Source organism: Streptomyces sp. NPDC093252 (assembly GCF_040683675.1).
GTDB lineage: Bacteria > Actinomycetota > Actinomycetes > Streptomycetales > Streptomycetaceae > Streptomyces.
Genome location: NZ_JBFBEM010000020.1, coordinates 59006 through 72513, shown reverse-complemented (window position 1 = coordinate 72513; position 13508 = coordinate 59006). Strand labels below are relative to the sequence as shown.

The window sequence follows — 13508 nt, the reverse complement described above, 5'->3', positions numbered from 1 at the left end:
TGCCCACCTCCCCGCCGGTCTCCACCCACCCCCGCCCGCGCTCACCCCCTCACGCCCCACGTCGGCCCCCGCCAGCCCCCTCCCCCCGGGTCATTAGGCTGACCCGTATGCGAGATCCCTCCGTCGGCCCGGCGGTTCTGCGCGGTGACTGTGCGAACTGCTTCGGGCTGTGCTGTGCCGCCCTGCCCTTCGCCCGCTCCAGTGACTTCGCCGTCGACAAGCCCGCCGGGACACCCTGCCGTAACCTCGGCGCCGACCACCGCTGCGGGATCCACGCGCGGCTGCGCGAGAGCGGCTACCGGGGCTGCACGGTCTACGACTGCTTCGGCGCGGGGCAGCAGGTCTCGCAGGTCGTCTTCGGTGGGGTCGACTGGCGGGCCGGACCGCCCGAGCGGCGCCGCCGGATGTTCGAGGTGTTCCCCGTCGTCCGCCAGCTCCATGAACTGCTGCGGTATCTGACGGAGGCGCTCACCCTGCCCGCCGCCCGCCCGGTCCACGCCGAGGTGCGCGGGGCCCTGGAGCGGACCGAGCGGCTCACCGGGGGCACCCCCGGGGAACTCATGGCGCTCGATGTGGCCGCGCACCGGCAGGAGGTGGGCGCCCTGCTGCTGCGGGTGAGCGAGCTGGTCCGCGCGGGCACCGGGGGACCGGACCGGCGCGGGGCCGAACTGGTCGGCGCCCGCCTCCCCGGCGCCGGGTGGCGCGGCGCGCATCTGCGCGGGGCGCTGCTCATCGCCGCCGATCTCACCCGCGCGGATCTGCGCGGCGCCGACTTCCTCGGGGCCGACCTGCGCGACACCGACCTCTCGGACGCCGATCTCACCGACGCCTTCTTCCTCACCCAGCCCCAGGTCGAGGCGGCCCGCGGCAACGCGGGGACCAGGCTGCCGGGGTCAGTGACCCGGCCCGCGCACTGGACAGCCGCCGGGGTCTGAGGGGAGGGGGTCGGGCGGGGGAGGGGCGTCCGACGCCGGGCGGGCGGCGGCGGGGGTCCGGCGCGTCGGGGTCAGCCGCAGTCCCCTCGGCATCAGCGTCAGCCGTTCCGTCACCCGCAGCCGGTAGTCCGGGTCGGCCGCCAGGTCGTAGCGGCGCAGCAGCAGCCCCAGGACGAGGGTCGCCTCGTGCAGCGCGAACTGGCGGCCGATGCAGGCCCGCGCGCCCGTGCCGAACGGCTTGAAGGTGTGCGGTGCGCGAGCCCGAACCGCCGGGGCCTCGAAGCGGTCGGGGTCGAAGCGTTCGGCGTCCGGGCCCCAGGCGCGCGGGTCGCGGTGCAGCAGGGGAGTCAGGACGAGGGTCCAGGCGCCGCGCAGCATGGGGTGCTCCCCGCCGAGCACGGTGTCCTCGGTGGCCTCGCGGGCGAACGCCGGGGCGGTCGGCCACAGCCGCAGCGTCTCGTCCAGCACCCGGCGGACAAGGCGGAGCCGGGCGACCTGCTCGTAGCCCGGGGTGGCGGTGGGCCCCCAGACCCGCTCGACCTCGGCCCGCGCGCGGGCGGCCACCTCGGGGTGGCGGGAGAGATGGTGCAGGGCGAAGGAGAGCGCGCCGGAGGTCGTCTCGTGGCCCGCGACGAGAAAGGTGATGACCTGGCGCCGGACGTTCTCGGCGGACAGCCGCTCACCGGTCTCCGGGTGGGCCGTCCCCAGCATCCGGTCCAGCAGGTCGCCCTGCCCGCTCGTGGTGCGGCGGGCGCGGACCAGGTCGTCGACGGTGCGGTTGAGCTGGGCGAGGTCGGCGGCGTTGCGGCGGCTCGACCGGCGCAGCAGCAGCCCGGTGAGCGGCGCGGGCACGGTGTTGAGGCGCTGGGCGTGGCCGAGGGCGCCGACCATCGCGGTGACGAAGGGATGCCGGCCGGGACCGCTCGAACGACCCGAAATCGTGGCCGAACCCGGTGCGGGCGATGGTCTCCAGGGTCAGCCTGGTCATGTCCGCGGGCACGTCCACACTCCGGCCCCGCGCCGCCGCCCGGTCCCAGCGGTCGGTGAGCCGCTCCGCCACGTCCAGCATCATCGGGTGGTACCCGGCCATCGCCTCCCGGCTGAAACCGGGCGCCAGCACCTGGTGCGCCAGCCCCCAGTTGGGTTCGTGGTTGTATGCGGTGAAGAGCCCGTCCCCGGCGAGCGGGCGGAGATTGGCGATGCCGAGCCCCACATGCTTGGCGAACCGGGACTCGTCCGACAGCTCGGCCACCAGATCGGCGCCCCAGACGAAGACGAACTCCCTGCCGAAGGCCCGCCGCCGGAAGATCGGGCCGAGCCGTCGGCCGTGGCGCAGCGAGTCCTGGAGCGGACTGCCCGGCCGGGACCCGAGGACATCACCGGCCAGCGGCACCCGGTACGGCGGGTGCGGGATCCGCGCCAGCTCCGGCCAGCCCCGCTCGGCACTGCGGAACCCCTTCGGCAGCGGGCCCCTCCCGGGCGCCGCCCCGCCGGTCGCGGACTCCGTCGTCTCCGCCATGCGCGGCCTCCCTCGGCTCGGTGGCGGCTGCTGTTGTTGGACGTGCGTTCAATAGCCGGGTCCAGTGTCGTGCCGTTGCTGAATCTGCGTCAAGTAACGCGTGGCACGGTGCCGTAGGGTGCCGCCATGGCCGCGAACCAGGACGAGCGGACCCGCCGCCGGCTCTCCACCGGGCAGCGCCGCGCCCAACTCCTCTCGGTCGGCGCGCGCCTGTTCTCCGAGCATCCGTACGACGAGGTGCGGATCGAGCGGGTCGCGGAGCTGGCGGGCGTCTCGCGCGGGCTGCTCTACCACTACTTCCCGACCAAACGGGACTTCTTCGCGGGCGTGGTGGAGCGCGAGAGCGAACGGATGCTGCGGATGACGGCCCCCCGCCCCGGCGTCCCGGTCCGCGACCGGCTCACCGAGGGCCTGGACACCTATCTGGAGTACGTCCGGGAGCACGCGCACGGCTATCGCGCCTTCCACCGCGCGGACGCGGCCGGTGACCAGGCCGTACGACGGATCTACCAGCGGGCGCTGGCCGCGCAGGAACGGCAGATCCTCGCCGCGCTGGCGGCGGACCCGGAGTTCGGGCCGGTCGTCGCGGCCCGGCCGGAGCTGCGGCTCGCGGTGCGCGGCTGGCTGGCGTTCACCACGTCCGTCTGTCTGGAGTGGCTGCGGCGGCCGGAGCTGACGCGGGAACAGGTGCGGGAGCTGTGCGCGCGGGCCCTGCTGGGGGTCATCGCCGGCTGAGGCCCGTGCCGGGGCCGGGAGGGTCTTCTTATGCGCCGCTGACATCGAGCGATGCCGGGCCGGTCGTCGTGTGACCCCTGTGTGAACGCGCGGTGCGCCTGGTTGGCGCGGGCCCCGAAGTCCGCTAAGTTAGGCAAGCCTAACCTTAGGAGGTTCGCATGGGCGACAGCCAGCCCTGGACGGCCGTGCCCGGCGCGGCGGAACGCGCTCGGTCGGTGCTCGCCGCCGCCTGGTCGTGCACGGTGACCGCGGACGGCGGCCGGGAGGAGTTCCTCGGCGCCCACGACACCGCCGAGGACGGCCGGGTGCTGCTGCACGTGCCCGAGGACAGCGCGCTGCTCGCCGCGGCGATCTGCGCCCCGCGCGGCGAGCCGTCCGCCGTCCTGGAGTTCGCCGATGTGGCCCCCGTCCCCGTGCGCCAGCGGATCCGGGCCCGGCTCTGGCTGGCCGGCTGGTTCTCCTGCGTCGACGGCCATCTCGTCTTCCGGGCCACCCGGATCGTCCTGCACCAGCCGTCCGGCGCCGAGGTCGTCGACCTCGACGAGTTCGCCGCCGCCCGCCCCGACCCCCTCGCCACCGCCGAGGCCCGGCTCCTCACCCACCTCGCCGACGCCCACCCCGACGCCGTCGAACGCCTCACCCGGCTGGTGGAGCCCGAGAGCCTGCTCGGTGCCGTGCGCGTCCAGCCGCTCGCCGTCGACCGCCACGGACTCACCCTGCGCATCGAACGCAGCCGCGCCCACGGCGACGTACGCCTGCCGTTCCACAGCCCCGCCGACACCGTCGCCCAGCTCACCGAGCGGATGCATGTGCTGCTCGCCCAGGCCGGTGCCGCCGCCTGCTCCCGCCCCGCGCTCCAGCGCCAGCGCACCGACGGCGACGGGTGACACCGCCCGGCGCTGCCGCCCGCCCGGTCCGCCCGGAGGGCGGTGATGGCGCCGGGACGCCGATACGCGGACGCACCGCGGGCCGCCCACCGTCCGGCGCGGGGGCCGAGGGACGGGGAGGCCGCTGCTGGGTGCCGGGTCAAGCCGGGGAGCCCGCGGCTGAGTGCCGGGTCCAGCGGCAGCCGGAAGCCGCCGCCGAGGGCACCGTCCAGCCGTAGCCGTAGCCGGGCGCCGGGTGGCTGCACCGCGTCCCGGGTGCGGCTTTCGTGCGCCCAGCCCGCCCGGGTCCGCCCGATACATCTACTGGCCGTCCCGGTGACTGCCCACCGCGCGCCCGGCGCCCGCGCCCGGCGGCTCTCGTCCTCGGCCGGTCCCGGTCGGGCCGGGCCGCCCCGGCGGGGAGGTGCCCCGGCAGGGCGGCGCGCCCGCTCACCCCGGCGACCGCCTCCCCCGGCCGGGCACGGTCGCCGCCCGGAGGGTCACCACTGGCCGTCCTGCACCGGTTTCCCCTGCGCGTCCCCGAGGGGCTTGATCTGCTGCGGGGCCGGTTCCTGCCACGGCTCGTGGTCGTCGCCCAGCCAGTCGCCGACCGGCTGGACCCCGCCCAGGGCGTCCGCCGGGGCCAGGTCCGCGGCCTGCTCGTCGTAGTAGTCGAACCAGGGCAGACCCGCCCGGGTGTAGGCCGCGCGGTCCACCGGGGACGGCGGCGGGGCCTCACCGGTGATCCGGCGCCACTCCGGCGGGGTCACCAGATGCACGAAGACCCGCCCGGCGGGCTCCGTCGCCCAGTCCGACGCCGGACGGTCGTCGCGATACACCTCCTGGCGCATCGACCCGCCGACGCCCAGCCCCATCGCCGTACCCCGCGTCCGGGCCGCCCCCGCCGGTGCCGGTGCCACCGGGCCCGCGCCCGCGCCCATCATCGACGCCTTGAACGTCTTGGCGCTGCGCCGCTCCGCGGTCAACTGCCGCTGCTTCTCGCGCCAGGCGGCGAGTGCCCGGTCGGTCAGCGCGAACGACTGGAGCTGGATGCCGCCCCACACCTCCTCGCCCGTCACCTGGCCCTCCACGGTCGCCCCGAGGCCCAGCGGCACCGCGACGAACTGCCGGACCGTGCCCTCGCCGGAGTTGATGCCGTCCAGCCACGGCTGCCGCGGCAGCACCAGATAGTTCTGCGGAACGCGCGTCAGCCGGTCGCTCCACGGCTCGCCCGACACCGCGCACACCTTGCCCACGCCGACCTGGAGCGCCGCGGGCTCCGTGGTCGCGTCGAAGCTGAGCCACATCGCCTCGCGCAGATACACCGGCAGCATCACCCCGCCGCGCGCCAGCCACTCCGGCGGCGCCGTGTCCGGGTAGTCCGCGACCCGGCGCACCGGGAAGTCGCCGAGGCCGGGCGGCAGCGCGTGCGTCCCCGTCTCCGGCAGCCGCAGCGTCCTGATGAACCGCACCGCCGCACCGCCCGGCAGCCGCAGCGTGTTCCCCTCCAGCCGTACCGCCCCGCCCGCGCCGCTCGTCCCGCCCGTCGCGCTCGCGCCCGCGTTCGTCATCCGTGCCGTCCCCCCTGTGTCCGCCCCGCCCGTGTGCCGCCCGCCCCGGAACTCGCCGCCGGGACCTCCGGCGGGGGCCCTTCGCGGACCGCGCTTCCTCAGAGAGAACGTCCGGTGCCCGCCGCCCGGTTCCGCATCGCCCGGCGCGAGGCGCGGGCCCGGTCGCGCAGCCGGGTGATCCGCGGGCGGCGCTCCCGCTGCTCGCGCGAATGCCGGTCCAGCTCCTCGAACAGACGGCGGGTGCGGTGCTCGGTGTCCAGCTCGTCGATGATCCGGGTGGCCTCGGTCAGGATCGCGCCGTAGAGCTGCCACTGCCGGGAGTCGTGGCGCACCGCGTCCAGCAGCAGCCCGTCCAGGGCGTCCCGGGTGGCGGCGGCCTGCCGCAGCTCCGCGTCGAGCCGCGACTCCGCCGACTCGGCGCTCACGCTCACACTCGTGGTGACCAGTACCGCGAAACTCACCACCGCGTCCGCCACCTCCGACAGCAACTGCTCGACCAACTCCCCGCTGCGGCCCGGGAACAGCGGCTCCGGCTCCCGCACCTTGGCCAGATCGGTCAGGGTGCGCGCGATGACCCGCAGCACCACCGTGCAGATCTCCAGCGTGTCCAGGCCGGTGCGCAGCACGATCCGGTGCAGCAGCCCCTCCCGCACCCGGGGATTGAGCCGCAGACTGTCCTCGGCCTGCCGCAGATCGGCGTCCACCCCGCTGATGTCGTGGTCCAGGCGTCGCGCCTCGTGCAGCCGCTCGGCCGCCTCCTGGGGCGGGGTGCGCCCGGCCGCCTCCTCGCCGACCCGCAGCATGAGCTGCCGCACCCGCCGGGCCAGCTCCTCGATGGAGGCGCCCGCCTCGTCCACCCACACCGGCGGCGCGATCAGCAGATTGCAGGCCAGCCCGACGACCGCCCCGATCAGCGTCTCCACCACCCGGGACCAGGCGGTGTCGCCCACCGCGGTCACCCCGAGCACCAGCATCGCGCTGATCGCCACCTCGGGCACGAACTCGTCGACCCGCACCAGATGCCCCACCGTCAGCGCGGCCATGATCACCAGCGCCAGACTCCACCAGGTCAGCCCCACCAGCAGACTGAACGCGATGGCCACCAGCACCCCGGCCACCACCGAGTTGACCCGGCGGATCCCGGTGGTGAGCGTCGAGTACAGGGTGACCTGCACCACCAGCAGCGCGGTGAGCGGCGCGGTCAGCGGCGCCGCCTCGGGGCCCAGCCGCAGGGCGATGACATAGGCGATCGTCGCCGCGAAGGTGGAGCGCAGCATCTGCACGATCACCGGATCGCGGCTGCGCCGCCACACCTCCCGGACGGCCCGCGTCCACCACTTCCGTACCTTGCGCATCACAGGGGTGTTCCCGCGCGGCGGCCCCGGAGTCACCTCGGAGCCGGGCGGCTCACTCGTACAGCTTGTCCAGGAACGCCGACAGGTTGCCCGTCGTCCGGGCGATCTGCTGCTCCAGGGTGAGGCTCTCCTCGAACCGGGCCCCGCTGTCCGGCACCTTCCGGCCCCGCAGATACAGGGAGCAGGCCAGGTCGGTGCACATGTAGAGGCCGACCGAGTTGCCCTCGCGCCCGGCGGCACCGGCCTTGCGGGCGGTCATCAGGGACACCCCGCCGCCGCGATGGGTGGTCAGGCACAGCGAGCACATGCTGCGGTGCAGGAAACCGCGCTGCGCGGCCGGGAACCGCAGCGCCACCCCGACCAGCCCGGTGGCCCGCTCGGTGACCAGATAGCTGCGGTCGGGGGCGCCCGGGTCCCGCCAGCCCAGGAAGTCCAGATGGTCCCAGTCGCGCTCCGCGAGGTCCCGGGGCACGGCCAGCCGCTTGGCCTCGCCCTTGGAGCAGTTGACGAACGAGGTGCGGATGTCCTGCTCGGTGAGGGTGCGCATCGGATCTCCGGGAGAGGTGCGGGGCCGGTCCCGAGGGGTGCGGGGACCGGCGAACCGGCCCAGGCTAGGCACCTCCGACGGGGGCGGGCCACCGGTTTTACGGGGCCCGCCCCCCGGGAGGCACAGGCCACCGGCGTTCCGAAAGCCGCAACTCACCGGCGTCCCGGAGGCCCGGTGGCAGGGTGGCCGCGGGGCGTTGGCGTCCCGGCGCCGGCAGCCCCGCGTCCCGGCTCCCCGGCAGCCTCGGCGTCCCGGCTCCCCGGAGGCCCCGCGTCCCGGCTCCCCGGAGGCCACAGCCCACCGGCGTCCCGGAAGCCGCACCCCCCCCGGCATCCCAGCGCCCAGATCCCCCCGGCCCTCAGCCCCCGGAAGCGCCCACCCGGCACAGCCCGCCCCCCTGACCCCCCCCCCGCCCGCTCACGCGTGCAGCAGCCGCTCCGGTGTGATCGGCAGGTCCCGGACCCGTCGCCCGGTCGCGTGGTACACCGCGTTGGCGACGGACGCCGCGACCCCGATGGAGCAGATCTCGCCCAGCCCCTTGGTGCCGATGGGATGGGTGTCGTCCGGCAGTTCCACGAACCGGACCTGGATGTCCCCGACATCGGCGTGCACCGGGAAGTGGTAGTCGGTCAGCGCGGGGCTGATGTGCACCCCGGTCACCGGGTCCGGGGTGATCTGCTCCATCAGCGCCCCGCCGATGGCGAAGATGATCCCGCCGCGGGCCTGGTTGGAGGCGGTCTTGGCGTTGAGCACCCGCCCGATGTCGAACACCGACAGATGCCGCACCACCCGCACCCGGCGCAGCCCGCTGTCGATCCGCACCTCCGTGAAGTGCGCCGCGAAACTGGCGCTGGCCCGCCCGCTCTCCACCGGGTCGTACTGCCCGGTCTCGGTGAGGGAGCCGATGCCGTGGCGGCGCAGCAGCGCGCGGTAGGTCTCCCCGGTGCGTGGCCGGGCGGTCAGGAACATCCGCCCGTTCTCCACGTCCACCGCGTCCTCGGCCGCCCCGTGCAGCGGCGAGCGGCTGTCGGCGACGGCCAGCCGGACCGCCGCCGAGCGCACCGCCCGCCCCGCCAGCATGACCGCGCTGCCGGTGTTGCCGGTGGCCGCCGAACCGTAGGTGGGGGCCGCCATGGGCTGGGTGGTGCTGCCCGCGTGGATGGTGATCCGGCCCGGGTCGACCCCGAGATGGGACGCGGCGAGCTGCACCAGCACCGTCAGTGTCCCGCCGCCGATCTCCTGGGCGGAGGTGGAGAGGTCGACGCGGCCGTCGGCGTGCAGCTCGATCCGGGCGCGGGCCGGGTCGTAGCCGTCGTGGCGGCAGCCCCCGGCCATGCCGTAGCCGATCAGCTCGTCCCCGTCGCGCATCGAGCCCGGGCGCGGGTCGCGCCGCTCCCAGCCGAACTCCCGGACCCCGAGGTCGTAGCAGCGCGGCAGCCCGTTGCTGGTCCAGGGTTCGTCGGTGCTGAGGTCGGCGGTCGCGTAGTGACGGCGGCGCAGCTCCACCGGGTCGCTGCCGGTCGCGTGGGCCAGTTCGTCCAGCGCGGACTCCAGGGCGAACTGCCCGGCCAGGTCGCCCGGGGTGCGCATCGAGGCGGGGGAGCCCTTGTGGACCTTGGTGATCCGGGCGCCGATCAGCACCGAGTCCACGGCGTAGACGTCCGGGGTGGTCATCGGGGCGCGCTCGGTGTAGTCGGTGTGCACGGAGGTGCCGTTGACCGTCTCGTGGATGATCGCCCGCATCCGGCCGTCCCGGTCGGCGCCGATCCGCACCCGCTGCCGGGTCCCGGCCATGTGCCCGGTGGTGGTGAAGTGCTGCTTGCGGGTCAGCACGAGACGGACCGGACGGTCCACCACCCGCGCTGCCATCACTGCCAGCAGCGTGTACCCCCACACCTGGATCTTGCAGCCGAAGGCGCCGCCGATCAGCGAGGTGTCGAAGGTGATGTCCTCCGCCGGGATGGCGAAGGCGGCGGCGACCGTCTCCCGGGCCCGGTAGACGTACTGGTTGCTGGCGTACACCGTGAGCCGGTCGCCGTCCCAGCGGGCCAGTGCGGCGCTGGGCTCGATCGGGGCGTGCGCGTAGTCGGGCGTGGTGAAGGCGCTGTCGATGCGGACGGCGGACGACGCGAAGTCGGCGTTCGCGTCGCCGCGCGCGTAGCGCATCATCGGGTGCGGCGACGGATAGAGGGCGTCGAGACCGGCCTCCAGGGTGGGCACCACGGGCAGCGGCTCGTAGTCGACGTCGACCAGGGTGACCGCGTGCTCGGCCTGCTGGAGGGTCTCGGCGACGACCACGGCCACGTACTGCCCGCCGTAGTGCACCCGGTCGTCGGCCAGCGGGAAGCGGCCTTCCTCACGCTCCGGGGTGCCGGGCCATTCGGGCCGGTTCTCGTGGGTGAGGACGGCGAGCACCCCGGGCGCCCGCTCGGCGGCGGAGATGTCGATGCCCCGGATCCGGGCGGAGGCCACCGGGCTGGTCACCAGGCTCGCGTTCACCGTCCCGGGCACCCGCACGTCCCCCGTGTAGACGGCCCCGCCGGTCACCTTGGCGGTGGCCTCGACCCGGTCCAGCGGGGCGCCGATCGGCTCGGTCCACCCGGAGCGTTCGGGCGCGGTCGTCATGCTGCCACCTCCGTCAGGGCCCGGCGGACCACACCGCGGACCAGTTCCACCTTGTACGCGTTGTCCCGCTGCGGCCGGGCGCCCTCGGTCGCCGCGTCGGCGGCGTCCTCGATGGCCTCGGTGTCGAACGTCCGCCCCACCAGCGCCCGTTCGGCGGCCTGCGACCGCCAGGGCCGGGGTGCCACCCCGCCCAGCGCGATCCGCGCCGACCGCACCCGGCGCCCGTCCAGATCCACCACGACCGCGCCCGAGACCAGCGCGAACGCGAACGACGTACGCTCCCGGAACTTCACATAGCGCGCGCGCCGCCCGCGCGGCTGTGCCCCGATCCGCACCCCCACGATCAGCTCCCCGCGCCGCAGCTCGGTCTGCCGCTCCGGGGTGTCGCCGGGCAGCCGGTGGAAGGAGCCGAGCGGGATCTCCCGCCGCCCGTCCGGCCCCCGCACCAGCACCACCGCGTCCAGCGCCAGCAGCGCCACCGCCATGTCGGAGGGGTGCACGGCGATACAGGAACCGGAGGTGCCGAAGAGGGCCTGCCCCGGGCTGGCGCCCTCGATGGAGGCGCAGCCGCTGCCGGGGTCGCGGCGGTTGCAGGCGAACTCGGTCTGCCGGTAGTAGGGACAGCGCACGCCCTGGAGCAGATTGCCCGCGGTGGTGGCCATGTTCCGGATCTGCGCGGAGGCGCCCGACCGGATCGCCTCCGACAGCACCGGCATGTGCTCCCGCAACGTCCGGGCGGTGTCGCTGTTGGTGGCGAGCGCGCCGAGGGTGACCGTGCCGTCCGGCGCCCGGGTGATCCCGGCCAGGTCGAGCCCGGTCACGTCGACCAGCCGGCCCGGGGTCTCGATGCCCTCCTTCATCAGCGCGACCAGATCGGTGCCGCCCGCGATGACCTTGGCGTCCGGGTCGGCGTCCAGCAGCCGTACCGCCTGCGCGACCGTGCGCGGCCGTTCGAGGTGGAAGGTCTCCACGGTCAGCGCCTCCCTCGGGCGTCCTGGATGGCCAGGTGCATGTTCTGGTAGGCGGCGCAGCGGCAGAGATTGCCGCTCATCAGTTCCGGGATGTCCTCGTCGGCGACATCCGGCTCCTCCGCGAGCAGCCCGACCGCGGACACCACCTGACCCGAGGTGCAGAACCCGCACTGGAAGCCGTCCCGCTCCACGAACGCGGCCTGCACCGGGTGGAGTTGCCCGCCCCGGGCCAGCCCTTCGACGGTGGTGACGCGGCGCCCCTCGTAGCGGGCGGCCAGGGTGATGCAGGACAACTGCCGCTCCCCGTCGACCAGCACCGTGCACGCCCCGCACGCGCCCTGGTTGCAGCCCTTCTTGCTGCCGGTCAGCCCGAGCCCGTCCCGCACCGCCTCCAGCAGACTGGCCCGCACGTCCAAGTCGACGGCGTGGGTGCGGCCGTTGACGTTCAGCGTCACCCGGGTGGTCTCCGCGGGTGCGGCGGGCGCCGCCTCCACGGGTGCGGCCCCGCCGCCCACGACGGTGGCACCGACGAGGGTGCCGCCGGTGCCCAGGGTGCGGGCGAGGAAGGTACGACGGTTGCTGCCGTCCGGCAGGAGGGAGTCCTGGGGCATGGGAGTCCTTTCGAGGGGGGATCGGAGGGAGGCGGGGGTCGAGGGGGCGGAGCGGATTTCAGGTAGCAAATGCTAGGAAGGTCTACCGAAAGCCGAGCTAAAGCGAGAGGGAACGGGGTGGCGGGGCGGGGTCGGGTGCGGCCGGGTGGAGGGCCGGTCGCGCAGTTCCTCCGCCAGAGGGGGTATCCCCAGCGCCCCTGAAGACCCCGTGGGCCGCAGCGCCCTTCTTCCAGGGGCGCGGGGAACTGCGCGACCAGCCCCCCACCGGCCCGCCCTCGCCCCCGCCCGCAGAACACCCCCCGCTTAGCTCAGTACGTGAATTAAGGGTTCGGGAAAGGTCGCGGTCAGGACACCACGAGAGGTATGTTGCAGGTCGGACACGGGGCGGAAGGAGCCACATGACGGGGCGGAACGGGCGGACGGTACGGGACCTGAGGCGGGCCAACCGCACAGCCGTGCTGCAACGGCTCTACTTCGACGGCCCGCTCAGCCGTTTCGAACTCGGCCCGGCCACCGGCCTCAGCTCCGGCTCGATCAGCAATGTGGTCGCCGACCTGGTCGGGGACGGTCTCGTCGAGGAGGCCGGCAGCGTCGACTCCGACGGCGGCCGGCCCCGCACCCTGCTCCGCGTCGCCCCCGCCAGCGGCCACATGATCGGCGTCGACGTCGGCGAGACCCGCGTCCGGGTCGAGCTGTTCGACCTCACCCTCACCGAACTCGCCCGCACCGAACGCCCCCTCGCCCCCCAGCGCTACGACGTGGACGTGATCGTCGGTCATGTCCGCGACGGCATCGCCGAGGTGCTGGAGTCCGCCGGTGTCGCCCCCGGGCAACTGCTCGGCGTGGGCATCGGCGTGCCCGGCATCGTCGAGCGCACCGCCGGGCGCGGCGCGGTGGTGCACGGCCAGACCATCGGCTGGGACGCGGTCCCGCTGGAGGAACTGCTCCACGAGGGCTCCCCGCTGCCGGGCGCGGTCCGCTTCTTCATCGACAACGGCGCCAAGACCCTCGGCCAGGCCGAGATGTGGTTCGGCGGCGGGCGCGGCGCGCACAACGCCGTGGTGGTGCTGTTCGGTTCCGGGGTCGGGGCCTGTCTGGTCACCCCGGAGGTGGAGCACGGGCGGGCCGTCGAGTGGGGGCATCTGACGGTCCGGGTGCGCGGGCGCCGCTGCCGCTGCGGAGCGCTCGGCTGCCTGGAGGCGTACGCGGGCGCCGAGTCGCTGCTGGAACGCTGGCGCGAGGCGGGCGGGCGGCCCCCGAGGGGCACCGACGAGGAGACCGCCCTCACCGCGATGCTCGCCGCCGCCTACCCCGCCGACGGCACCGACCCCGACCCGGTCGCCCTCGGGGTGCTGGAGGAGACCGCCGAGTACCTGGGTGCCGGGCTGTCCGATCTGATCAACCTCTTCCAGCCCGAGCGGATCCTGATCGGCGGCTGGGCCGGACTCCAGCTCGGCACCCGCTTCCTGCCCGCCGTCCGCCGTCACGCCCTGTCGTACGCGCTGACCTACCCCGCGCAGAAGGTGTCCGTGGAACTGGGGCGGCTCGGGCCCGACGCGGTCACCGTGGGGGCGGCGATCCTGCCGCTGGCCGACTTCTTCGCGCGCGGCGGACGGCGGCCGGAGCCAGCCCCGGAGGGGCCGACGCCCGCGTGGCAGACGGTCCTTGAGGAGCGCGCCCCGCACTGAGGGGGTCGGTAGTGCCTGTAACACAGTTTTGACAGGCACTTGACAAATGGCCGGGTGGCCAACAGCATGCAAAGGGTTAGCAGAA

10 protein-coding genes and 1 pseudogene are annotated in these 13508 nt (G+C 74.7%); 4 read left to right on the top strand and 7 right to left on the bottom strand.

Going from position 1 to position 13508, the window contains the following annotated elements:
* Nucleotides 1-107: 107 nt before the first annotated feature.
* A complete protein-coding gene (locus AB0O01_RS33130) occupies nt 108-935 on the top strand; it encodes a pentapeptide repeat-containing protein (protein WP_365319292.1) in 828 nt (275 codons plus the stop codon).
* Here AB0O01_RS33130 and AB0O01_RS33125 read toward each other — a convergent pair.
* A pseudogene (locus AB0O01_RS33125) lies at nt 894-2454 on the bottom strand (cytochrome P450). The gene AB0O01_RS33130 and the pseudogene AB0O01_RS33125 overlap by 42 nt on opposite strands.
* Before the next feature lie 126 nt (nt 2455-2580).
* On the opposite strand from AB0O01_RS33125, the gene AB0O01_RS33120 reads away from it, so the two are divergent.
* Entirely contained in the window at nt 2581-3189 is a 609-nt protein-coding gene (locus tag AB0O01_RS33120; RefSeq protein WP_365319290.1) for a helix-turn-helix domain-containing protein, read from the top strand.
* A 158-nt stretch (nt 3190-3347) separates the two neighbouring features.
* Nucleotides 3348-4076, top strand: coding sequence for a DUF2470 domain-containing protein (locus AB0O01_RS33115; RefSeq protein ID WP_365319288.1), 729 nt, complete (start codon nt 3348-3350; stop codon nt 4074-4076).
* 479 nt (nt 4077-4555) lie between these two features.
* Here the strand turns inward: AB0O01_RS33115 and AB0O01_RS33110 are convergent, their stop codons facing one another.
* From AB0O01_RS33110 to AB0O01_RS33085, 6 genes are all read right to left on the bottom strand, one after another.
* Nucleotides 4556-5626 (bottom strand): hypothetical protein, encoded by a 1071-nt coding sequence (locus AB0O01_RS33110; protein ID WP_365319286.1) that lies wholly within the window; start codon nt 5624-5626, stop codon nt 4556-4558.
* A gap of 98 nt (nt 5627-5724) precedes the next feature.
* A complete protein-coding gene (locus AB0O01_RS33105) occupies nt 5725-6981 on the bottom strand; it encodes an FUSC family protein (protein WP_365319285.1) in 1257 nt (418 codons plus the stop codon).
* A 52-nt stretch (nt 6982-7033) separates the two neighbouring features.
* The gene (locus AB0O01_RS33100) at nt 7034-7528 is read right to left on the bottom strand and encodes an FBP domain-containing protein (protein WP_365319283.1); all 495 of its coding nucleotides are present in this window, start codon (nt 7526-7528) and stop codon (nt 7034-7036) included.
* Nucleotides 7529-7945: 417 nt separating this feature from the next.
* A complete protein-coding gene (locus AB0O01_RS33095; RefSeq protein WP_365319281.1) occupies nt 7946-10153 on the bottom strand; it encodes a xanthine dehydrogenase family protein molybdopterin-binding subunit in 2208 nt (735 codons plus the stop codon).
* Nucleotides 10150-11124: a xanthine dehydrogenase family protein subunit M gene (locus AB0O01_RS33090; RefSeq protein WP_365319280.1), complete on the bottom strand. Its 975-nt coding sequence runs from the start codon at nt 11122-11124 to the stop codon at nt 10150-10152. The genes AB0O01_RS33095 and AB0O01_RS33090 overlap by 4 nt, the downstream gene beginning before the upstream one ends.
* Nucleotides 11125-11126: 2 nt before the next feature.
* Nucleotides 11127-11735: a (2Fe-2S)-binding protein gene (locus tag AB0O01_RS33085; RefSeq protein ID WP_365319278.1), complete on the bottom strand. Its 609-nt coding sequence runs from the start codon at nt 11733-11735 to the stop codon at nt 11127-11129.
* Between the two features lie 398 nt (nt 11736-12133).
* Here AB0O01_RS33085 and AB0O01_RS33080 point away from each other — a divergent pair, with 398 nt between their 5' ends.
* A complete protein-coding gene (locus AB0O01_RS33080) occupies nt 12134-13423 on the top strand; it encodes an ROK family transcriptional regulator (protein WP_365319276.1) in 1290 nt (429 codons plus the stop codon).
* The last annotated feature ends 85 nt before the right edge of the window (nt 13424-13508 follow it).